Genomic DNA, 21,144 nt, shown 5'->3' with positions numbered 1-21,144 from the left:
TATATGATGCCCCATCCCGTCACGGGTGAGGCAGCCCCTGTTCCGGCATGCCCATGCGCCGCTTTTCCGCAACGACCATGTCCGCGACATCCGCCAGCAATTTCTTCGCGTCATAGACGATGCCGTCCTTGACCGTGTAGCTGACGCCGCCCACCCGTTCGAGCCGCTGGGTCTGTTCGTTCAGGCGCAGCGTGCCGGTGCCGTAGAGCGTCTTGAAATTCTGCAGCGGATTTTCCTTGAGGATGACAAGGTCCGCCAGCTTGCCGACGCGAACCGTGCCGATCGGTGGCACTTCGCCCCTGGGATCATAGAGCGTCAGCGCGCCGTTCAGCGTCGCCGACTGGATCACCTGTGACGGATTGAAACCCGCTTCCTGCAGCAGTTCCAGTTCCTGGACATAGCCAAAGCCATAGGGCTTGAAGATGAAGCCGGAGTCCGACCCGGTGGTGACGCGCCCGCCGATATTCTTGTAGTCGTTAATCAGGCGCATATATTTGTGGTAGAAATTCCGCCACTTGACCTCGATCGCGGTGGTCCAGTCATAGAAATAGGAGCCGTGGTTCTCGCGCGAGGACATGTAGAAATTCCACAGCTGCGGCATGGTATATTTGTCGTGCCAGTCGGCATTGCGCGCCAACATCAGATCGCGGCCGGCGGCATAGATGGTCATGGTCGGATCGAAGGTGACATGATTGGCCTTCTGATGCTCCAGATAGGCCCACCAACGGTCCGATCCCGGCTCAACGCTTTCTTCCGCCAGATTGGCGACATTGCCGAACCGATCCTGCTCGTCGGCATAATTATAGTCGACCGGCCAGTTCTGGACCGGGCCATTCTTCAGCAGGGATTCGAAATGGCCGTAGAAATGGGTGACGGTGCCAAGGCCCGCATCGCCGGCCTGTTCGGCATTCATGCGCCCCACGCCGATCTGGGAGAGATGCGCCGTGGTGCCCAGCTTCAGCTTCTTCGCCTCATCCATGATGGCGGCCATCACTTCGGGCGGCTGGTCCGGGTCGTCCAGCAGCTTGATGCCGTCGATCCCCTGCTTGGCCGCCCATTGCACCCAGGCGCGGGCCTTTTCGGGCGTATTGGTGCGGCCACCGGTCCAGCCCTTGCCCTGGCCAGGACGCTGATAGGCGAAGATGCGGGGCGCGACGATCTCGTTACGGGCGGAGCGTGCCCGTTCGCTCAGCGACACTTCCATGGGGGCGAGGTCGACACCGCGCACGGCGGTGACGCCATGGGCGAGCCACAGCTTGTAGGAATAGGACAGGTCCGGCGCCTTGTCGTCCGTGGATCCATGGACATGCATGTCGATGAAGCCGGGCGTCACGAACATGCCGGTCGCGTCCAGTTCATAATCGGCGTCGGTCGGTGCGCGCCCCTGCTTGAACGGCAGGCCCGGCGTTCCGGCTGGCAATATGTCGGCGATGACGTCATTTTCGATGACGATGTCGACCGGGCCGCGCGGCGGCGCGCCGCTGCCGTCGATCAGGGTGACACCGCGGATCACCATCTTGCGGAACGGGCCGGCGCCTTCGCCCGCAGCGCGCGCCGGTGCGGGGTTGGCGCCGGCGCGGGGCTTGACCGCTTCCACGGGCGCCTTGGCAGGCTGGGCGATCGCCCCGCCGGCAACCAGCGCGAGCAGTGAAAGGCCGGCGAAACACATGTGTCGCTTGAACATATCATCCCCCTGTGTCGATCATGGGGCCGCCATAAGGCCCCCGAAAAGGGAGGCGACCGACAAGGCCGCCTCCGTGCCAGGCGATCAAAACTTCTTGGTGAGGTTGATGCCGTAGGTGCGCGGCGGCGCGGTAAACACCACCGTCTTGCCGCCAGTGTTGCTGCTGGAGCTGGAGCTGACCACCGCCAGTTCGTTGAACAGATTGTTCACGAAGAAATGGGCGCCCCAGTTGTTGTCGCTGGCCTGCACGCCCAGGCGCAGATTGGTCAGCGTATAATCGTCGAGCCGGCGCCGATAGGTGTCGGTCGGGCTGATCGTGCTGTAGGAACTGCCATTATAGGTGACGTCGGTGCGGATGACGGCATCCATGGCATCGGTCAGCATATGCTTATATTCGGCCGATCCGCCGAAATTCCATTTCGGCACATTGGCGATCCGGTCGCCCTTGCGGCCCGATGCCACGACGATGGTGCTGACCTGGTCCTCGGTCAACTTGGCATCGGTGTAGGAACCGTTGGCGCTGAAGCTGATGCCGGCAATCTCGGTGGAGAATTCCGCCTCGACGCCGCGAATGCGGGCCGCGCCTACGTTGGAAATGAGGCCGAAGACCGAGCCGGTGCCCGCCGTGCGGGCCGACACCTGCATGTTGCTCCAGTCGATCTGGTAGGTCGCCATGTTGAGATAGGTGCGCGGCAGGATCTTGCTCTTGAAGCCCAGTTCATAATTCCACAGGCTGTCCGATGTGTAGGCGGCCAGCGCCGCCGACAGGCCGATCACCTGGTTGACGCCGCCCGGCCGGAAGCCCTGCGCCGCCTGGGCATAGATCATCACATCGGGGGTCGCCTGATAGGAGATGTTGAACTTGGTAAGCACGCCGTCCTCGGACGACTTGGCTTCGGTATAGGGCGTCACGACCGAGGCATAATGTTCCTGGCCCATGTCGATCCGGCCGCCGACCGTCTTCTTATAATCATAATAGCGCGCGCCAGCGGTCAGCGTCAGCTTGTCGAACAGCTTGTAGGAGATTTCGGCGAAGACCGCCTTCTGCTTCAGCTTGTCGTTGATGGTGCGATCATAGGCGAGATTGGCGATATCGTCCGGATCGTAGAGGAAGCCGGTGTCCGGATCGGCCTTGAGCAGGGTCGAGCGCACCACCGTCTTGCGGTCCTCGCTGAACAGGCCGACGGTCCAGTTGAGCGGGCCATCCCCGGTCGAACTCAGGCGGATTTCGTTGAGCCAGTTCTTGACCGATTGCGGCTGATACAGGCTGGACGACAGCAGGGCACGGGTGTCCGACAGATAATCGGCCAGCACGTCAGCGGAGCAGGCGGCGCCATTGCCGCGATAGGTCTGGCAGCGGGCCGCCGTGTCGCGGCCGTTGAACGTATCGCTGACATCGCCGACGACGATGCGGTCGCGATCGGTGTACGTGGTGATGGCGGTCAGCACGACCGGGCCGAAATCATAGTTGAGCGTCGCATTATAGATGCGGTTGGTGTCGTAATTGCCCGATTCCGATCGCGCGTCGGTGGTCCAGCGCTTGCCGGTTTCGGCATACCAGCGCGGCGATTCACCGGCAGCCTTCTCGTAATTGGCGCTCAAGTCCAGCGTCAGCGCCTCGGTCGGCGTGAAGCGCAGCATGATGCGGCCGCCATAGGTGTAGGGATCGTTGATATTCTTGTAGCCATAATAGCTGTTGTCGACATAGCCCGCGACCTGGGTGGCGTTGCCGACGATGCGGATGGCCAGCTTGTCCTCGATCAGCGGGACGTTCAGCATCCCGTCGAAGGACGCGCCCATCGATCCGCCCTCGACCGCCGACATGGTGCTGGCAAAGGCCGCCTCGATCTTGTCGGTCTTGGGCTTGTTGAAGATGATGCGCAGCGTGCCGCCCATCGAACCGGAACCGTAGAGCGTGCCCTGAGGGCCGCGCAGCACTTCGGCGCGCTCCACGTCGAAGATGCGGAAATCGGGCGTGGCGCCGGCGGCGTCGCTGGTGGTGCCGACCGAGCCGGATACCGGCGCTTCGTCATAATAGACGCCGACCGTCGGTTCGCCGGCCGCGGTCACGCCGCGCAGGATGACGCGGCGGTTGCCGGGACCGCCATCGACGATGCGCAGGCTGGGCGTATCGCGGGTCAGTTCGGTAAAGCTGCTGGTGCCGGCCGCTTCCAGGCTGGCGCCGGTGACCGCGGTAATGGCGATCGGCGTGTCCTGAACGCGGGTGTTGCGCTTGAGCGCGGTAACGACGATTTCGCCCTGATCCTGTTCCTGAGCCTGCGCGATGCCGCCAGCCATGGCGACCATGCAGGATAATGCACTGCCGGCCTTCAACAGCTTGAAAAGGCGACCCTTGTGAGATGACAACATAAAAACCCCCTGTTTTTATTTGTTTTCCTCGCCACATTTCTGTTCTTTTCTGGAGGAAACGGTATCAAGGGGGCGGCCGAATGTGTTTCGTAACATTTGACGATTTTGGAAATAATCCGCAGATTATTCGGTAATTACGGTAAAATGCCGATGATCTTGCGAACAGGAATCGCGGGCGCTGATCCGGCAACGGGCATCATGGCCTGATCGGAATTTGTGCCATGACGCCCCGCCTCCGTTCAAGGCCGCAACACCCATCCGCCATCGACATGGATCGTCTGGCCAGTGATCCAGCACCCCGCGTCCGAACAAAGCAGCAGGGCCGTGCCGACAAGTTCATCCGGCTCGCCGCGCGGGCGCAGGGCGCAACTCATCTGCAGGAACTGGATGAACGGGGAATCGTCGGGCACCAGCATCTTGCCGGCGTCCGATGTGACATTGCCCGGCGCGATCGCGTTGCTGGTGATATTGTCCTTGCCCAACTGCTTGGCAAGCGTGGTGGTGAGGCCAACCAGCGCCAGCTTGGAAATGCCGTAGAGGCCTGTCGCTGGAAATGCCCCGCCCGACGTCTGGTTGATGATCCGTCCGCCACCACGCGCCCGCATCGAAGGGATCACCGCGCGGGCACAGAGCAGCGCACCATTGAGATTGACCGCAAAGGCCCGGTTCCAGGCGTCGAGGCTGACGGCTTCGATATTGTCGTAGCTGATGTCGACCATCAGCGCGGCATTGTTGATGAGGATATCGACACCACCAAAGGCATCACTCGCCGCCGTCGCCATGGCCAGCGTCGATGCCTCGTCAGCCACATCGACCTGGACGGCAATGGCCCGTCCGCCACCGGCGCCGATCTCGTCGGCCACCGCCTGCGCGCCTTCGCCATTGAGGTCGGCGACGACGATCGCGGCACCGGCCGCCGCCAGCCCCAGCGCATAGGCCCGGCCGATGGAGTTGCCGCGCCCGCCAGCACCAGTGACGATCGCGACTTTGCCGTCGAGGCGGAACTGATCAAGGGTGAAGGACATGATTGGATCTCCTAAAAAGCTCAGTCGCCGCAGGCGGCGGATAGGAAGGGCATCGCGGCGCGGGCCAGGGCCTCCGCACTGGCATCATCGGGCAGGCTGGCCATCAGCAGACCGACATCCTTGCGCAGCAGCGGCGCGCCATGGGCAAAGGCGCCGGGCGTCGGCAGGCGGGCATAAACCTCGAAACCGAAGCTGCGGCCGCTGCTCGCCTTGATGAGGTCGCGCAGGGCTGCGCCATCCAGGTCCAGCGCCCTGCCCGCCTCCATCGCGGCATGGGCCAGCCCCATATTGGCCGCCATCAGCGCGTTGTTGACGATCTTGGCGCGCTGCCCGGCACCGACTTCGCCCATCCGCACGATCAGACTGGCAAAGCTTTCCAGCACCGGCCGGGCGGCCTCGAAAACATCGACCGCACCGCCACACATCAGGGTCAAGGTGCCGGCCGCCGCGGCCGGGCCTCCGCCGCTGACCGGCGCATCGAGGAAGACGATACCGCGTTCCGCGCAGCGATCGGCCAGTGTGACGCAATGGTCGGGCAATATCGTCGAATGAATGACGATGCGGCTGCCCGGTCGCATCGCCAGCAGCAATTGTCCGACGATCTCGGCCACGCCGGCGTCATCGACGACGCAGATGCCGACATGATCGCAGGTCGCTCCCAATGTCGCGATGTCCGGCGCTGCTGTGGCGCCCTTTTCGAGAAAGGGCGCCAGCGCATCCGAGCGGCGGGCCCAGAGCGTGAGCGGATAGCCGGCGGCCGCGATCCGTTCGGCTATGGGACCGCCCTGGCTACCCAGGCCGATGAAGCCGATCCGTTCCATCCCGCTCATCCTGCGGTTATCCCGGCATCGATCGAGATGCAATTGCCATGGAAGCCACGTCCTGCCGGCGAGGCAAGCAGTGCGACCATGTCGGCGACATCATCGACCTCGACCGTGCCGCGCATGCCGGAAAAGCGCTTGAGCAATTCGAAGTCGCAGCCTTCGGGCGGCCGGAAATTGGTGGCGATGTTGGTGATCATGCCACCGGGCGCGACGGCGTTGATACGGATCGGCTGCTTCTGATACTCCATCGCCATTGCCTTGGTGAGGTTGAGGAGGCCGGCTTTCGACGCGCAATAAGCGGCCGCATAGGCTTCCCCGATGAAGGCGGCGGAGGACACGACATTCACGATCGCGCCATTGACCTTCAGCAGATGCGGGATCGCTGCCTGCGACAACAGGAAGGGCGCGGTGAGGTTGACCGCCAGCGTCTTGTCCCAAAGCAGCTGGGGCATGTCGGGGCTCTTGGCGAGATAGATGAGGCCAGCGACATTACACAGCGCATCAAGCTGGCCGAAATGGGCGACAGCGGCATCGACGGTGGCCCGGCAAGCATCAGCATCGGCCAGATCGACAACCGCCGTCTGATACTCGCCCTCAGGAAGCAGGCTCAGGGTTTCGGCCAACCCTTCCGCATTGACGTCCACCAGCCACAGCCGGGCACCAGCCTGTGCCAGTTTCACCGCCGTCGCGCGGCCAAGGCCCGAGGCTGCCCCGGTCACCAGCGCCAACTTGCCGTGCATGTCGATCGCGATGCTCATCGCCCTTCCTCCCGCTCGTTCCAGGCCAGGCCCTTGGCGACCTTCCCCGCCATTTCCAGCACCACGCCCTGGATCACCGACGCCTTGGGCCAGCCGGCATGGACCGCATATTGGAGGACGAATTCGTTGAGTTCGGCGGCGGTGCAATTGCCGCTCGCCATCGCAGCATGGAAATGGCTGGCGATCGGCACGGTGGCAGCGGAATCTGCGACGCCCACCAGCGTGAGGAAGCGGCGCGACCGCTGATCGAGGCCCGGCCGGCCCCACATTTCGCCGAACACGAAGTTCAATATGCCATCCTGCAAATAAGGCAGGCCGTTGCCGACGTGCGGGCCGTCAAAGGTCATCACCGCGCGAAATTCGGCAAAGCCCTGTTCCATGCGCTGCTGCGCATCCCAAGGTTCGGCTCGGATCGGTGCGAGAAGAACCGGCGCCAGCCCCTGCTCTGCCTCGACCCGATCGATCGCCGCATCGATCGCCCCGCCCTTGTCCCAGCCGGAATAGACCGCGACATGCAGCGCCGCCTCGCGCAATTCGGTCTGAGTCAGCGCGCCGGTCGTCAGTGCCCCACGGACATAGCCGTCCAGCCGGTCGGCGGGCGCATCGGCGCCGGCCGCTGAAGCCAGCGCGATCAGGAAGCGCGCGCGCCGATCCAGCCCGGGACGAGACCAGATTTCGGCATAGATGAAATCGCGCCAGCTCTCGGATACCGGTGATTGCGGCGCGGGATCGTCCCGCCCGGTCAGTTCGGCCTGAAGGCTGCTGCCCAGCGCGCTGCGCGCTGCGGGATCACACAGGCTCATTGCCCGCCCTCCGGCGCGGCCGTGCTCATCCAGACATTCTTGGGCTGGAGAAACTCATGCAGCCCCTCGACCCCGCCGAGCCGGCCATGGCCGCTCTGCTTGAAGCCGCCGAACGGGCAATTGGGCTGCATCGCCTCGCCTGCGCCGTTCACATGGATCATGCCCGCCTGCAGTTCGCGCGCCATATGATGGGCGCGGCGCAAATTCTGCGTGTGGACATAAGCGCCCAGACCATAGTCGGTGCCGTTGGCGAGTGCGACCGCCTCATCCTCATCCTCGAACGGCGTCACGACCAGCACCGGGCCGAACACCTCATTCCGGGCGATCTCGCACTTGTCCGGCACGTCCGCCAGGATCGTCACCGGCAGGAAGAAGCCATCGGAAAAATCGCCGTCCAGTCGCTGGCCGCCCGCGATGATGCGGCCGCCATCGGCGACGCCGCGCGCCACCATGCCGCTGATCCGGTCGAGCGCATTCTGGCTGATCACCGGCCCCAGCACCGTCGCGGGATCGAACGGGTCGCCCGACTGGACATGACCGGCCATCGCCCCGATCAGGTCGAGATAGCGGTCATAAATGCCCCGCTGGACCAGCAGCCGCGTGCCATTGATGCACCCCTGCCCATTGGAGGAAATCGCCCCGGTCAGCCCCTTCTTCGCCGCGAGCATCAGGTCGGCATCATCGAACACGACCACGGCCGACTTGCCGCCCAGTTCCAGGCCGACGGGCTTGAGCGACTGGGCCGCATTGGCCAGCACATGGCGCGCGGTCGCACCCGATCCGATGAACTCGATCTTGTCGATGCCGGGATGGCTGACCATCGCCGCGCCGACATCGGCGCCACCCGTGACCAGATTGACGACGCCGTCGGGCAGGCCGGCCTCATGCAGCAGTTCGACCAGTTGCATGACGCTGTAGGGGGCGAGTTCAGGCGCCTTGATCACCACGCAATTGCCCGCTGCCAGCACCGGTGCCAGCACCATGGTCGCGGCGAACAGCGGCCCGTTCCACGGCACGATGATGCCGATCACGCCATAGGGATCATAGCTGACATAATCATGGGCCGGCGCGCCCCACATCGGGATGGTGCGCCCGTGCAGCTTGTCGCACCAGCCGCCGAAATAGCGGAATTTCTGGGCGGCATCATAACCCATATAGGGCGCCACCATCGCCACCGATCCATTTTCAGCGATCAGGCTCGGCGCGAAATCCGCCGACTTGGCCTCCAGCAGGGCGGCGATGCGGAACATGAGGTCGCGCCTCTTGTCGCCGGGCATCGCACGCCATGCGGGGAAAGCCTTGCGCGCGGCGGCCGTGGCCCGGTCGACATCCTCTGCATCTGCCAACGCCAGTTCCTGCGTCACCTTGCCGGTGCCGGGATAGACATGGGCGTGGCGCGCCGGGCCGGTGGGCACTTCGCGCTGTCCGCCAATGATGATGGGGTGACGCGGCAATGCGTCGGTCACGGGATCCCTGAACGCCATGGCTCTCTCCTTCCGGCGCGGCAAGCGCAGCGGCACCGCTCCAGGACCGGGCGGCGACTCTTAGAATTGATATTAATGTGCATATTATTAGATCATCAAGGCGATCACACTCAGTATCGCCCTTGCGAAATATCAATCAATATGCACATTAATTCATATGAGCCTAATCCAGCAAAATGACCTGACGGAACCGGCGATCGGCAAACGGCAGATCGTCCGCCATACCGCCGACGCCCTGCGCCGGCGCATCCTTGCCGCGCCGGCCGGCGAACAGATTGGTTCACTGCAAACTCTTGCCCGCGAGCTTGAAGTCGGCATCGTCACGGTCCAGCAGGCTGCACGCATCCTGGAGCATGAGGGCTTGCTGGAGGTTCGGCGCGGGCCGGGCGGCGGCTATTATGGCCGACGACCGCAAATGGCCGATCTGGAACGGATGCTGGGCGCCTATCTGTGCGGCGAGCCGGGCTCCTGGCGCGAGATACTCGACATCACCTCGCTACTGTTCAACCGGCTCTGCGCCGCCGCCGCGCGATGCGACGACCAGGCCCTTCATAAGCAATTGCGCGACCTGCGAAACCAGATCGATGCGTGCGACAGCTTGGACAGGCTCGGCCAGTTGGAAGGCCAACTGCAGGACATATTGTTCAAGATGGTCAGCCAGCCCCTGTTCGAGTTGCTGACCCGTGTCGCGCTGGGGAGCGCGCGCGATGTGGAGCGCGACGGCACCGGCGCCGCCATGTTCGATATCAGCATATGGCGCCACGGTCGTCTGCGCATCATCGACGCGATCGCCGATCATGACCCCGCCCTCGCCCATTTCGAGGCCGATCGGCAAAATCGGCAGGTTCTGGCAACCCTGTGCGCATTCGACCGCCTTTGAAGCAACATCACGCGCGACAAAGTAATGCGTTCGGGTGCCACCGACAGGCACGCGCCGCTGATGGCGCCGTCATGATCCATGCATCGGCCATTTAGCCACTTTGCCAACTGTGCGACTTTTACACCATTTAGCAAAAAAGCATCGTCGAACAGATATCCACTCGCAATAGCATTGACAATGCGAATAGGTCGCAATAGCAGCCCCTGCAACAATCGAAAGGGGTTCTGAAACAATGGCGAAATATGGAAACACTCCATCCTTCCTCGCACTGAGCTGCGTCGGCGCAATGGCCTTCGCATCCGGCGCAAACGCACAGGATAATGGCCAGGGCCAGGCACTGGGTGGCGTCACGGTCACCGACACGGCGATCGACGACAACTCCATCAAGGTGGAAAAGCCCGAATCTCCCAAATATGTTCGTCCCCTGCTCGACACGCCGCAGACCATCACGGTGATCGGCAACCAGACCATCCAGAAGCAGAATCTGCTCACCCTGCGCGACGTGCTGTCCACCGTTCCGGGCATCACCTTCGGCGCGGGCGAAGGCGGCGGCGGCTATGGCGACAGCATCAACCTGCGCGGCCAGAGCGCCAACACCGACATCAGCATCGACGGCGTGCGCGACAGCGCCCAATATAGCCGCACCGACCCGTTCAACCTGGAGCAGATCGAGGTCACCAACGGTGCCAACTCCGTCTATGGCGGTTCGGGCGCGATCGGCGGCAACATCAACCTGGTGACCAAGCGTCCCAAGGCCGACAGCGAAACGCTGGTGCAGGGCGGCATCGGCACGTCGGAGTATTATCGCGCGACCATCGACAGCAATGTCCGCGTCAACGACCTGATCGCCGTGCGCCTCAACGCCATGTATCACGAAAATGACGTGCCCGCCCGCCAGGTCGACCGTTACGAGCGCTGGGGCGTCGCCCCGTCGGTCAAGCTGGGCGTCGACGGCCCGACCTCGGCCACGCTGATGTTCGTCCACCAGGAAGACAAGAACACGCCGCTCTATGGCGTGCCCTATTACAAGAATGCGGTCTATGACGGCCCGCTGCCCGGCGTGCCCTATAGCAGCTATCTGGGCTATCCCAATCTCGACAAGCAGGACCAGACGGTCGATCAGGCGACCCTGATCTTCGACCATCAGTTCAGCGACACCGTATCGCTGCGCAACCTGTCGCGCTGGCAGCATGTCCAGCAGGATCTGGTGGTGAACCCGCCCCAGGGCGCCTATTGCCTTGCCAACGGCACCAGCGCGACGGGCACGGCCTGCGCCGCCGGCCAGCAGCCGGGCTATTATTATCCCAGCGGTCCGCGCGGCGGCTTCCGCAACTCGGACAACCAGTCGCTCTACAACCAGCTCGACCTGACCTTCAACATCCCGGGCGGCCACACGCTGGTGATCGGCACGTCGGCGATGCAAGAAGATTATGTCCTGGATAACGGCAATGTGGAACGCAATCCGGGCGGCGCCACGCCCAACCCGACGCTGAACCCGATCCCGATCGGCGTGCCGACCGATTATACCGGTCCCGTCAACGCGATCCAGTCGGGCCACCAGGTCGGCGACACGTTCAATTTCGCAGCCTATGCCTTTGCCGCGGCAAAGATCGTCGACCAGCTCGAACTGAACGGCGGCATCCGCTGGGAGCATAACCGCGCCCGCTTCCGCTCCGACACGATCGCGACGCCGGCTCTTGGCGGCGCGTACACCACCGGCGCGCAGCAGAATGCGACCGACAACCTCTTCTCCTACCGCATCGGCCTGGTGTTCAAGCCGGCAGAAAATGCCAGCCTCTATGCCGCCTATGCCAACAGCCTGACGCCGACTTCCAGCACTGTGCGAGCCGGCTGCGGCACGGCGTCGATCGACCAAATCGACCTTGGCCTCGAACCCTGTGGCGTCGATCCGCAGAAGGCCGAAAATTTCGAGATCGGCGGCAAGATCGACCTGTTCGACAACGGCCTGCAGCTGACCGCCGCGCTGTTCCGCAACAAGCGCACCAATTATTCGGTGGCCAGCAACAATCCTGCGATCGGCAACCTCAACGTCAATGACGGCCGCAACAAGGTGGACGGCATCACGCTGGGCGCAACCGGCAACATCACGTCCAACTGGACGATCTTTGCCAACTACACCTATCTCAAGAGCAAGGTGCTGCAGAGCATTTCGGACTATTGCCTTGCAAATCCGGGCAAGTTCTACACGCCTACCGGCGCGACCCAGCCCGTTACCTGCGCCATGTCCGATCCGCAGGCCGGCAATCCGCTGACCAACACGCCCAAGCATTCGGGCAGCCTGTTCACCACCTACACCCTGCCCTTCGGGCTGCAGCTGGGCTATGGCCTGACCTATCAGGGCAGCTGGTACCTCAGCAATTCGAGCACCGCGACGATGTACAAGGCGGACGATTATCTCGTTCACCGGGCGATGCTGTCCTACACCTTCGCGGAGAAGCTGACCGCCCAGCTCAACGTCCAGAACTTCACCAACGAAAAATATTATACCAGCATCCGCAACAATGGCTGGGCCAATCCGGGCGAAGGCCGCTCCTGGGTGCTGACCCTGGGCTACAAGCTCTAACCCCTCCTCTCCCCGCCAGGCCGGCCATGCCCTCCTCGACATGGCCCGGTCTGGCGAACGGAACGCCCGCAGCCCGCTGCGGGCGTTCTTTTTTGCCTGACGGGCATGGCGATGGCAGCGCCGCCTGCTAAGGGAAGCGCCATGACCGCCACCGCCGATCTTGCCATCCGCCTGCGCCGCGCCAGCTTCAACCGGGCGCTCGCCGATGCCGACCTAGCCGCCATCGGGCCAATCCTGGCACAGGATGTCGTGATGGTGACGGGCACCGACAGCGGCGTCATTACCGGGCGCAAGGCGCAGTTGATGGCCTGGAAGCGCGAATTTGCCGCACCCGACCGCAGCATCTACACCCGCACGCCCGACACGATCCTCGTCTCGCCCATCGAACCGATCGCCTTCGAACATGGCCATTGGCAGGGCGCCGCCGCCTCGTCCGGCATCCTCATCGCCTCGGGCGCCTACACCGCCAAATGGCGGCAGATTGGCAGCGAGTGGCTGATCGAGGCGGAACTTTACCTGACCCTGACCTGAAAAGTCCGCGACTTCCCTTGCCAAGACGAGCGGCCACGCTCTTCGTGCAATAGTTAATAAAATATTGCCGCACTGGCCCGACAGGACTATGGCGCCCCCACCCTGTCCTTGGCGCTCCGGCGCCGGAGTCGGGGCCGACAATCCAGAGAGCGGAAGGGGGGACTTCGCCACGCGTCACGCAATCCATTGTGACGACATGCGAAGACTTGGCGTTATCTATTATGAAAAATACCGGTTTCATGGTTTCGGCGTCGCTGGCGCTGCTGGCCGCCGCCCCCGCTTATGCCTCCCCAGTCACCGGCACCGACGCGCTGCGCGAATGGAATCTGATCGTGCTGGGCGACCTCAGTTCCTCTTCCGAAGTGGAGGGCCGCACCTTCGTTGGCGGCGACCTCACCGGCACCTCCTCCAGCTACCAGATCAGCACCCCCGCCACGTCCGCCACGGGCCAGGCGGGCCTCACCGTGGTCGGCAATGTCACCGGCGGCATCAAGAATTTGAACAACGGGTCGGGCGCACTGGTCGGCGGTAATGTCGAAAGCGGCTTCAACCTCAATGGCGCGGCCCAGACGGTGAAGGTTGGCGGCACCATCAGCAACACCAATATCAACCAGAACAGCGTCCAGTCCGGCCTGGCTACGTCGGACCCCGGCTTCGCATCCAGCCTGGCGACGCAGGGCACGGTGCTGGCCGGCAGCATGAAACAATTGTCGACCAACCTGTCGGGCCTGGCCGCCAACAGCGACATGGTCATCAGCGGCAGCCGCGCCACCTTCAACGCCAGCCCCGACGCCAACGGCCTGGCCGTCTTCTCGATCAGCGCCGCCGATCTCGACAAGGTGGGCGAGATCGCCTTCAACCTGAACGGCGCCGACACCGCGATCGTCAATGTCAGCGGCAGCGCGGTCAGCCTCAACGACAATTTCCTGGGCGGCACCGCCAATCTGGGCGAACATGTGATCTGGAATTTCGGCGACGCCCAGTCGCTCGACCTCACCAACAGCTGGGGCGGATCGCTGCTCGCGCCCTGGGCCGATGCGACCACCGCCAACTATATCCAGGGATCGGCCGTGTTCGGCAACCTGACCCAGAATGGCGAGATGCATCTGGGCACCTATACTGGCGGCTATACCCCGCCGATCGATCCGCCGACCGGCAGCAGCTCGGGCGGCACGCCGGTGCCCGAAGCGCCGGGCTGGACCCTGTTCCTGCTCGGCATCGTCGGTGTGCTGCTGGGTCGCCGCCTGATCCGCAAGACCGCCTGAACCGCCCTTTATCGCGCTTTTCCGTCCCTTCAGCCTCGGCCAGACGCGGGAAACGGACGGACTGGCGCAGCGCCCTTCTGATCGCCGCCGGGCGGCGGCACAGGGAGCCATTGTTTCACAATCTTTGCAGATCGCCGCTTTCCCATGAAAATGCCCCGCTTCTTCTCCTCGACCGCCTGCGACATGGCGATCGATCTTGGCACCGTGAATACCGTCATCCACGCCCGCGACCGGGGCATCGTGCTGAACGAACCCTCCGTCATCGCGATCGAGACCATTCGCGGCATCCGCAAGGTCAAGGTGGTGGGCAATGAAGCCAAGCTGATGATGGGCAAGACCCCGGCCAATATCCAGGCGATCCGCCCGCTGCGCGACGGCGTGATCGCCGACATCGACGTGGCCGAACAGATGATCAAGCATTTCGTCGAGAAGGCGCAGGACGGCGGGCGTTTCGGCCGCCGCTATGATGTCGTGATCTGCGTACCGACCGGCTCCACCATGGTCGAGCGCCGGGCGCTGCGCGATGCCGCCTCCAACGCCGGCGCGGCGCGGGTGCAGTTGATCGAGGAACCGATGGCCGCGGCGATCGGCGCCGGCCTGCCGGTCACCGAACCGCGCGGCGCGATGGTGGTCGATATCGGCGGCGGCACGACCGAAGTGGCCGTGCTGTCGCTCAACGGCATCGCCTACAGCAATTCGGCCCGCGTCGGCGGCGACAAGCTGGACGACGCGATCGCCTCGCACATCCGCCGCGTCCATAACCTGATGATCGGCGAAGCCACCGCCGAGCGCGTCAAATGCGCGATCGGCTGCGCGACCCCGCCCGATGGCGAGGGCGAGCGGATCATCGTCAAGGGCCGCGACCTGGTGAATGGTCGCCCGGCCGAAATGACCATCAGCGAAGCGGAAATCTGCGACGCCCTGTCCGAACCGGTCGGCCAGATCGTCATGGCGGTGATGACCGCGCTGGAACAGACCGCCCCCGAACTCTCGTCCGACATCATCGACGAGGGCATCACCCTGACCGGCGGCGGCGCGCTGCTGCGCCGGCTGGACGAGGCGCTGTCCGAAGCCACCGGCCTGCCCGTGCGGATCGCCGACACGCCCTTGATGTGCGTCGCCATGGGCGCCGGCAAGGCGCTGGAAGACCGTGCCTATGAAGGCGTTCTGACCATGTCCTGATCGGCGCACAGCGCCCCGACGATGGTTGGCGCGCATCGCTTGCCCGCCCCGCCACATCGGCGCTTGCCAGCACCGCCAAATGCCGCCAAGCAAAACCCCGGATAAAAGAGGATGAGCGGGCGGATGAGCTATTATGACGTTCTGATCGTGGGGGCCGGCCATGCCGGCGCGCAGGCGGCGATCTCGCTGCGCCAGCACGGCTTCGAAGGCTCGGTCGGCATGATCGGCGACGAGAAAGATCCGCCCTATGAGCGTCCGCCTTTGTCCAAGGAATATTTCGCCGGCGACAAGAGCTTCGACCGCATCCTGATCCGCCCCGCCGCCTTCTGGGACGAGCGCAAGATCGACATGCTTCTGGGCAAGCGGGTCAGGAGCGTCGATCCGGTCGGCAAGTTCGTCACCGTCGGCGACGCGGAAATCGGCTATGACAAGCTGATCTGGTGTACCGGCGGCAGCCCCCGGATGCTCACCTGCAGCGGCGCCGAAGCCGCCAATGTCCATGCCGTGCGCCGTCGCGACGATGTCGACGCGATGATGGCGAAGATCGACAGCGTGAACCATGTCACCATCATCGGCGGCGGCTATATCGGGCTGGAGGCGGCCGCCGTCCTCTCCAAGTTCGGCAAGACCGTCGTCCTGCTCGAAGCGCTCGACCGGGTGCTGGCCCGCGTCGCGGGCGAGGATCTCTCGCGCTTCTATGAGGCGGAACATCGCGCCCATGGCGTCGATCTGCGCACCGGCGCGAAGATGGACTGTATCGCGGTCGAGGACGGCCGGGCCACCGCGGTGCTGATGCAGGATGGCGAGCGGATCGAGACCGACATGGTGATCGTGGGCATCGGCATCGTGCCCGAAACCGGCCCGCTGATCGCGGCGGGCGCGGCCGGCGGCAATGGCGTCGATGTCGACGAATATTGCCGAACCTCGCTGCCCGATATCTATGCCGTGGGCGATTGCGCATCCCACGCCAACCGCTTTGCCGGCGGCGCGCAGATGCGCCTCGAATCCGTTCAGAACGCCAATGACCAGGCCAAGACCGCCGTCGCCCACATCCTCGGCAAGGAAGAAGCCTATGACGCCGTCCCCTGGTTCTGGTCGAACCAATATGATCTCAAGCTCCAGACCGTGGGCCTCTCGACCGGTTTCGACCAGACGGTACTGCGCGGCGATCCCGCCACCCGCAGTTTCTCGGTCGTCTATCTGAAGGGCGGCAAGCTGATCGCGCTCGACTGCGTCAATGCGGTCAAGGACTATGTCCAGGGCCGCGCCCATGTGCTGTCCGCCGCGCATCTCGATCCTGCACAACTGGCCGATGCCGGCATCCCGCTCAAGGAAGTGGGCCTGGCCTGATCGGTCGGCGACGACGCGACAGTCGGATTTTCCTACGAAGTTCACAGTGTCGTCGCCCCGTTTTTCGCCATTTTCCCTGCTTAGGGTCATCGGAAAGCGACGGCGGCGCGACAATCGCGCGCCTGTGAAGCGACACCGACGCGCCAGCGAAGCGACGATCAGGCGACCAGGACGCGACAGACTTGTTGCGGCAGGACGCTGCAGCAAGGTCGATATCGGGGCAATGGGAGCGGCCAATTCCATCCCACAGGGTGGACCAGAAATATGCCGAGTAGGGAAGCCGGCCGCTTAGCGCGCTCGATAATCGGAATCTCCCGCTTTTTTTTGAACCCGTCGCTCCTTTGAGCGGCAAGTCGAAAGTCGGATGCCCCGATCGGACGAATGCTGATCTAGGCTCGTCCTTGATCCAAAAATACTCGCACCGCATGAAAGGCCCAGGGAACATCTTCCCAAAAGCCCGATGGCTCGCGTGGGAACCTATCACGAATGTCAGCCAGAACCGGCGCGACGTCTGGCGCAGCCAATCGCAGTAGCCAGCGGTCTAGCTGCACCCCGGCTCGAGCCGCGCCACAAAGAACGCTCTCGGCAGCCCATCCGATCCAACCTTCATCTGCTTCTGCAAGATCGCTCGCCAGGGCCAGTTCAAACCACGCTCCGACGAACATTTCGATCACAGCTTTTTCATGCGGTGGCCAGGAGTCCCATCCCGCGAGCGACAGCTTGCCCAGCACTATCTCGGGATTGTTGGCATTCGCTGGATCAGACACTGAAACGTCCAGAATGCGCGGCAGCAGATAGCGAAAGTCCTGCTCGTCACCAACCGTCAAGAACGCACCCGAAACATAGCGCCAGAGAGCCATGCCGCTGATTTCACGCAATGGGGTAGCGAGCAAGACATCGGTGCCGCGCGTATCGATACAGCAAGGGCAGCCTTCGATCGTTGACGGCGCCGGCATCTCGAAAGTGCGATACACGGCGTCCAGCGCCTCGCTGGCGCGGATCGTAGCTTGAGCTAAGACGCCCTTGTTCATGAGGCCAGAATGACCGGCAAACGGGCGCGATGCGAGCAGAATCTGACGTTTCCCACTCCCCTCCCTTTCAGGGAGGGGCCGGGGGTGGGTGCGCCGCATAGCGGCGGCCTACGGTCGATCGGGCAGAATCTCGCTGCGCTCGCCACCCACCCCAACCCCTCCCTGAAAGGGAGGGGCTATCTGTCGTCCCCATTCTGCCGTCGCTACCCCCGAAACCGGGTCTCGCTTGCCAGTTCCCATGGTCCGCCGCGATAGTGCCAGGCGGCCAGGCCCGCGATCGCCAGCGGGCGGGGATGGAAATCGGCGCGCAATCGGTCGGCCAGCGCCCGCGCGACCCTGGGCTCCACCTTGTTCTGCACGGTCAGATGCGGGCGAAAGCCGGCCTGGTCCTGCGGCGTCAGCAGGCCTGTGAAGGCGTCCGCCAATTCGCCACGCAACGCCGCCAGATCGGGACTGTCGATGCGATAGGCGACCCCCTGCCCCAGCAGCAACACATCGCCCAGCCGCGCCCGTGGCGCCGGGCCGGCGCATATCTGTTTCATCCGCGTCCTGAGTTCCGGCAGCAGCGAAGGCGGCAGATGATGGAACAGGGTGACATGCGCCGGCACCTGATTGCGTTCGGGCGGAAAATGGGCGCGGCGCAAGCCATCCGCCCAGGCGAAATCGGCGGCGCCCAGCAGCGCGGTGACAATGATCGGATCAGCCAGAACCGCCTCCCTGCAACGCGATGGCGGACTTTCGCCCGGCCGGGACAGGCTATATGATGACAGATGCCGCGCCCGGCAAGCAGACGCGGCCCAGGAGGGGAAGCATCATGCGCGCACCGGCATCCTTCGTCATCATCGCCGTCATCCTGCTGCTATGGAACCTGATGGGGGTCGCTGCCTTCGTCATGCAATATGGCGCCGATCTTGGCGAACTCGCCAAAACCGATCCTGACACCGCACGCGCCTTTGCCCAGATGCCCGGCTGGGCCTGGGCCGTCTATGCGGTGGCGGTGGGCGCCGGCACGCTGGGCGCAATCGCCCTGCTGCTGCGCCGTCGCGTCGCCGTGCCGCTGTTCCTGCTGTCGCTGCTCGCGGTGATCGTCCAGTTCGGATACACGTTCCTCGGCACCGACCTGCTGGCGGTGAAGGGCGCGGGCGCGGCGATCTTCCCGGCGATCATCGTCCTGATCGGCATCGGCCAGTGGCTCTACGCCCGCAGTCAGGCGGCTAAGGGCCTGCTGCGCTGATCGGCGCCGATCAGGCCGCGCTCTGCAATATCTCCTGGCCGATCATGTCCACGTCGAACGGCGCGGTCTGGTAGAGATCGTTGATCCAGTTGCCGAACAGCAGATGGGCATGGCTGCGCCAGCGATTTTCCGGCGGGCGGGTCGGGTCGTCGTCGGGAAAATAATGGGCCGGCATCTGGCGGCCGCCGTCGCGCGCATATTCGTCGCCCAGGGTGCGCGTGTCATATTCGACATGGTTGAACATGTGCAGGAAGCCATGGCGCGGATCATGGACCAGGCAAGGCCCGGTCTCCGCGCTGTCGGCCAGCAATTGCAGCCCGCGATCGACCGGCAGCGATTCCCGCCGCACTTCCGACCAGCGCGACACCGGGATCGAGAAATCGTCCGAAAAGCCCCGCAGATAGGGCGAGGCCGGGGCATGGTTGCGATGGCGGAACACGCCGAACGCCTTGCGCTCCAGCGCATGTTTCTCGACCCCGTGGAAATGATGGAGCGCCGCCTGCGCCGCCCAGCAGATGCTGAGCGAACGATGCACATGGGTCTGGGTCCAGTCGAAGATCGCGCGCAGTTCCTGCCAGTAGCTCACCTCCTCGAACGCCAGATGCTCGACCGGCGCGCCGGTGATCAGGAAGCCATCGAACCGCTCGTCGCGCACATCGGTCCAGGCGCGGTAGAAGGACTGCATATGATCGGCGGAGGTGTTGCGCGACACATGGTCGCTGATCCGCACCAGCGTCAGTTCCACCTGCAACGGCGAGGCGCCGAGCAGCCGCGCAAGCTGCGTCTCGGTATCGATCTTGTTGGGCATCAGGTTCAGCAGCGCGATCCGCAGCGGGCGGATATCCTGCCGCACCGCATCCGCCTCGCCCATCACGGCAACGCCCTCGGCTTCCAGCGTGCGGCGGGCGGGCAGGTCGTCGGCAATCTTGATCGGCACGTCTCGTCAGTCCTTCCTGTCGGGGCGACGATCGGTGGCTGAGGTCCGCTTTGTTGCCGGATCGGCCACATCCTCCCGGATCGGGAGTGCCACCTTGCCCGGAACGGCAGGTTGGCGTTGGGCGTCGCCCCAACTCTTGATGCTGGACTGTCTCTAGCGCGCGCCGGGCCATGTGGCAAGCCCGGCTATATATCGACCAAGCCGGGCTTTACAGCTCGCCCCGCGCGCGGCGGATCTCGAACCACTTGCGCACATTCTCATTATGCTGCTGATAGGTGTCGGCAAAGATATGGCCGCCCTTCCCGTCCGCGACGAAATAGAGCGCATTCGTCTCCGCCGGGTGCAGCACCGCCAGGATCGACAGCCGGCCCGGATTGGCGATCGGCCCCTTGGGCAGGCCGGTCATCGCATAGGTGTTGTAGTCGTTGACGTCGGCGATCTCGGACTTCTTGATCCGGCGCCCGAGCGGCTTGCCCCTGGTGATCGGATAGATGATCGTCGGGTCGGCCTGCAGCATCATGTTCTTGCGCAGACGGTTGCTGTAGACGCCCGCGACCATCGGCCGCTCCTTGGCGATCGCGGTTTCCTTCTCGACGATAGAGGCGAGGATGATCGCCTCCTGGGGCGACTTGGCGATCGTGTTGGGCGCGCGTTCGGCCCAGAGCTTCGCCAGCGCCTTGTCCATCGCCGCCTGCATCCGCTTCAGCACCGCGGCGCGCGGCTCGCCCTTGTCGAAGGCATAGCTGTCGGGCAGCACGCTGCCCTCTTGCGGCACCGCGACATCGCCGGTCAGCTCGTCATTGGCCATCAGCCGTTCCTGCACCAGGATCGACGGCATGCCTTCGGGGATGGTGACCAGCCGGGTCAGCGTCTTGCCGCCCTGCAGGATCGACAATATCTCGCGGTTGCTGGCGCCCTTGGGCACCACGAACTCGCCGGCCTTGATCGGCTTGGCGCCGCCAAAGACCTTCGCGCGGGTCAGGAAGGCATCGGCCGAACGCACCGCGCCAGCCGATTTCAGCAGCACCGCGGCATCGGACAGGGTCGATCCCTCCGGCACGACGATGCTGATATTCTGGGTGGCCGGCCCCGTCTCGGTCCAGCCATGGACGAAGCGGAAACCGACAAAGGCGACAACGGCCAGGCCGATCAGAAGGATGATGCAGCCCAGTCGCCGCACCGGATTTGCGCCGGATCGTCTT

The 21,144-nt window shown here is 64.1% G+C and carries 18 protein-coding genes and 1 riboswitch; of the genes, 7 read left to right on the top strand and 11 right to left on the bottom strand.

What is annotated here, in order from left to right:
• Positions 1 to 19: 19 nt before the first annotated feature.
• The 7 genes from HH800_RS05500 to HH800_RS05470 all read right to left on the bottom strand — a co-directional run bounded on the left by HH800_RS05500 (position 20) and on the right by HH800_RS05470 (position 8,948).
• On the bottom strand, positions 20 to 1,669 hold the full coding sequence (locus HH800_RS05500; RefSeq protein WP_169863251.1) for an amidohydrolase family protein: 1,650 nt from the start codon (positions 1,667 to 1,669) through the stop codon (positions 20 to 22).
• A gap of 99 nt (positions 1,670 to 1,768) precedes the next feature.
• Positions 1,769 to 4,054 (bottom strand): TonB-dependent receptor, encoded by a 2,286-nt coding sequence (locus HH800_RS05495; protein ID WP_234893254.1) that lies wholly within the window; start codon positions 4,052 to 4,054, stop codon positions 1,769 to 1,771.
• Positions 4,055 to 4,293: 239 nt separating this feature from the next.
• Complete coding sequence (locus HH800_RS05490; RefSeq protein WP_169860417.1) at positions 4,294 to 5,079, bottom strand: SDR family oxidoreductase; 786 nt, start codon at positions 5,077 to 5,079, stop codon at positions 4,294 to 4,296.
• A 20-nt stretch (positions 5,080 to 5,099) separates the two neighbouring features.
• The gene (locus HH800_RS05485) at positions 5,100 to 5,909 is read right to left on the bottom strand and encodes an NAD(P)-dependent oxidoreductase (protein WP_169860416.1); all 810 of its coding nucleotides are present in this window, start codon (positions 5,907 to 5,909) and stop codon (positions 5,100 to 5,102) included.
• Positions 5,906 to 6,661, bottom strand: coding sequence for an SDR family NAD(P)-dependent oxidoreductase (locus tag HH800_RS05480; RefSeq protein ID WP_169860415.1), 756 nt, complete (start codon positions 6,659 to 6,661; stop codon positions 5,906 to 5,908). The genes HH800_RS05485 and HH800_RS05480 overlap by 4 nt, the downstream gene beginning before the upstream one ends.
• Entirely contained in the window at positions 6,658 to 7,464 is an 807-nt protein-coding gene (locus tag HH800_RS05475) for a carboxymuconolactone decarboxylase family protein (protein ID WP_169860414.1), read from the bottom strand. The genes HH800_RS05480 and HH800_RS05475 overlap by 4 nt, the downstream gene beginning before the upstream one ends.
• Positions 7,461 to 8,948 (bottom strand): aldehyde dehydrogenase family protein, encoded by a 1,488-nt coding sequence (locus HH800_RS05470; RefSeq protein ID WP_169860413.1) that lies wholly within the window; start codon positions 8,946 to 8,948, stop codon positions 7,461 to 7,463. The genes HH800_RS05475 and HH800_RS05470 overlap by 4 nt, the downstream gene beginning before the upstream one ends.
• 157 nt (positions 8,949 to 9,105) lie before the next feature.
• Here HH800_RS05470 and HH800_RS05465 point away from each other — a divergent pair, with 157 nt between their 5' ends.
• From HH800_RS05465 to HH800_RS05440, 6 genes are all read left to right on the top strand, one after another.
• Positions 9,106 to 9,828, top strand: coding sequence for a GntR family transcriptional regulator (locus tag HH800_RS05465; RefSeq protein WP_169860412.1), 723 nt, complete (start codon positions 9,106 to 9,108; stop codon positions 9,826 to 9,828).
• Positions 9,829 to 10,060: 232 nt separating this feature from the next.
• Positions 10,061 to 12,412 (top strand): TonB-dependent receptor, encoded by a 2,352-nt coding sequence (locus HH800_RS05460; RefSeq protein ID WP_169860411.1) that lies wholly within the window; start codon positions 10,061 to 10,063, stop codon positions 12,410 to 12,412.
• A 141-nt stretch (positions 12,413 to 12,553) separates the two neighbouring features.
• Positions 12,554 to 12,943, top strand: a complete 390-nt coding sequence (locus HH800_RS05455) for a nuclear transport factor 2 family protein (protein WP_169860410.1) — start codon at positions 12,554 to 12,556, stop codon at positions 12,941 to 12,943.
• A gap of 221 nt (positions 12,944 to 13,164) precedes the next feature.
• Positions 13,165 to 14,208: a choice-of-anchor A family protein gene (locus tag HH800_RS05450; RefSeq protein WP_169860409.1), complete on the top strand. Its 1,044-nt coding sequence runs from the start codon at positions 13,165 to 13,167 to the stop codon at positions 14,206 to 14,208.
• A 144-nt stretch (positions 14,209 to 14,352) separates the two neighbouring features.
• Complete coding sequence (locus HH800_RS05445; RefSeq protein WP_004212110.1) at positions 14,353 to 15,390, top strand: rod shape-determining protein; 1,038 nt, start codon at positions 14,353 to 14,355, stop codon at positions 15,388 to 15,390.
• Between the two features lie 123 nt (positions 15,391 to 15,513).
• Positions 15,514 to 16,740 carry an NAD(P)/FAD-dependent oxidoreductase gene (locus HH800_RS05440; protein WP_169863249.1) on the top strand — a complete coding sequence of 409 codons (1,227 nt, stop codon included), beginning with the start codon at positions 15,514 to 15,516 and terminating at the stop codon, positions 16,738 to 16,740.
• 389 nt (positions 16,741 to 17,129) lie between these two features.
• On the opposite strand, the gene HH800_RS05435 is transcribed toward HH800_RS05440, so the two are convergent.
• Positions 17,130 to 17,771 carry a hypothetical protein gene (locus HH800_RS05435; RefSeq protein WP_169860408.1) on the bottom strand — a complete coding sequence of 214 codons (642 nt, stop codon included), beginning with the start codon at positions 17,769 to 17,771 and terminating at the stop codon, positions 17,130 to 17,132.
• A gap of 203 nt (positions 17,772 to 17,974) precedes the next feature.
• Complete coding sequence (locus HH800_RS05430) at positions 17,975 to 18,478, bottom strand: 2'-5' RNA ligase family protein (protein WP_169863248.1); 504 nt, start codon at positions 18,476 to 18,478, stop codon at positions 17,975 to 17,977.
• A 107-nt stretch (positions 18,479 to 18,585) separates the two neighbouring features.
• On the opposite strand from HH800_RS05430, the gene HH800_RS05425 reads away from it, so the two are divergent.
• Positions 18,586 to 19,005 carry a sugar transporter gene (locus HH800_RS05425; protein ID WP_169863247.1) on the top strand — a complete coding sequence of 140 codons (420 nt, stop codon included), beginning with the start codon at positions 18,586 to 18,588 and terminating at the stop codon, positions 19,003 to 19,005.
• Positions 19,006 to 19,015: 10 nt separating this feature from the next.
• Here the strand turns inward: HH800_RS05425 and HH800_RS05420 are convergent, their stop codons facing one another.
• Together HH800_RS05420 and mltG are read right to left on the bottom strand one after the other, a co-directional pair.
• Positions 19,016 to 19,942, bottom strand: coding sequence for a homoserine O-succinyltransferase (locus tag HH800_RS05420; RefSeq protein ID WP_169860407.1), 927 nt, complete (start codon positions 19,940 to 19,942; stop codon positions 19,016 to 19,018).
• Between the two features lie 39 nt (positions 19,943 to 19,981).
• A riboswitch (SAM-I-IV-variant riboswitch) is annotated at positions 19,982 to 20,090 on the bottom strand.
• 60 nt (positions 20,091 to 20,150) lie between these two features.
• On the bottom strand, positions 20,151 to 21,122 hold the full coding sequence (gene mltG / locus HH800_RS05415; protein WP_048937054.1) for an endolytic transglycosylase MltG: 972 nt from the start codon (positions 21,120 to 21,122) through the stop codon (positions 20,151 to 20,153).
• Positions 21,123 to 21,144 lie beyond the last annotated feature (22 nt).

Source organism: Sphingobium yanoikuyae (genome assembly GCF_013001025.1).
In the GTDB taxonomy this organism is placed as follows: domain Bacteria; phylum Pseudomonadota; class Alphaproteobacteria; order Sphingomonadales; family Sphingomonadaceae; genus Sphingobium; species Sphingobium yanoikuyae_A.
The sequence above is the reverse complement of the archived record's forward strand: the minus strand, read 5'-3'. Positions and strand labels throughout refer to the sequence as shown.

What these genes read in the sequence shown, in the direction of transcription:
- HH800_RS05425 (WP_169863247.1), top strand. Translation starts at nt 18,586, where the DNA reads ATGCGCGCACCGGCATCCTTCGTCATCATCGCCGTCATCCTGCTGCTA.
- HH800_RS05470 (WP_169860413.1), bottom strand. Translation starts at nt 8,948, where the DNA reads ATGGCGTTCAGGGATCCCGTGACCGACGCATTGCCGCGTCACCCCATC.
- HH800_RS05445 (WP_004212110.1), top strand. Translation starts at nt 14,353, where the DNA reads ATGAAAATGCCCCGCTTCTTCTCCTCGACCGCCTGCGACATGGCGATC.
- HH800_RS05475 (WP_169860414.1), bottom strand. Translation starts at nt 7,464, where the DNA reads ATGAGCCTGTGTGATCCCGCAGCGCGCAGCGCGCTGGGCAGCAGCCTT.
- HH800_RS05460 (WP_169860411.1), top strand. Translation starts at nt 10,061, where the DNA reads ATGGCGAAATATGGAAACACTCCATCCTTCCTCGCACTGAGCTGCGTC.
- HH800_RS05435 (WP_169860408.1), bottom strand. Translation starts at nt 17,771, where the DNA reads ATGAACAAGGGCGTCTTAGCTCAAGCTACGATCCGCGCCAGCGAGGCG.
- HH800_RS05465 (WP_169860412.1), top strand. Translation starts at nt 9,106, where the DNA reads ATGAGCCTAATCCAGCAAAATGACCTGACGGAACCGGCGATCGGCAAA.
- HH800_RS05480 (WP_169860415.1), bottom strand. Translation starts at nt 6,661, where the DNA reads ATGAGCATCGCGATCGACATGCACGGCAAGTTGGCGCTGGTGACCGGG.
- HH800_RS05495 (WP_234893254.1), bottom strand. Translation starts at nt 4,054, where the DNA reads ATGTTGTCATCTCACAAGGGTCGCCTTTTCAAGCTGTTGAAGGCCGGC.
- HH800_RS05455 (WP_169860410.1), top strand. Translation starts at nt 12,554, where the DNA reads ATGACCGCCACCGCCGATCTTGCCATCCGCCTGCGCCGCGCCAGCTTC.
- HH800_RS05500 (WP_169863251.1), bottom strand. Translation starts at nt 1,669, where the DNA reads ATGTGTTTCGCCGGCCTTTCACTGCTCGCGCTGGTTGCCGGCGGGGCG.
- HH800_RS05485 (WP_169860416.1), bottom strand. Translation starts at nt 5,909, where the DNA reads ATGAGCGGGATGGAACGGATCGGCTTCATCGGCCTGGGTAGCCAGGGC.
- HH800_RS05450 (WP_169860409.1), top strand. Translation starts at nt 13,165, where the DNA reads ATGAAAAATACCGGTTTCATGGTTTCGGCGTCGCTGGCGCTGCTGGCC.
- HH800_RS05440 (WP_169863249.1), top strand. Translation starts at nt 15,514, where the DNA reads ATGAGCTATTATGACGTTCTGATCGTGGGGGCCGGCCATGCCGGCGCG.
- HH800_RS05490 (WP_169860417.1), bottom strand. Translation starts at nt 5,079, where the DNA reads ATGTCCTTCACCCTTGATCAGTTCCGCCTCGACGGCAAAGTCGCGATC.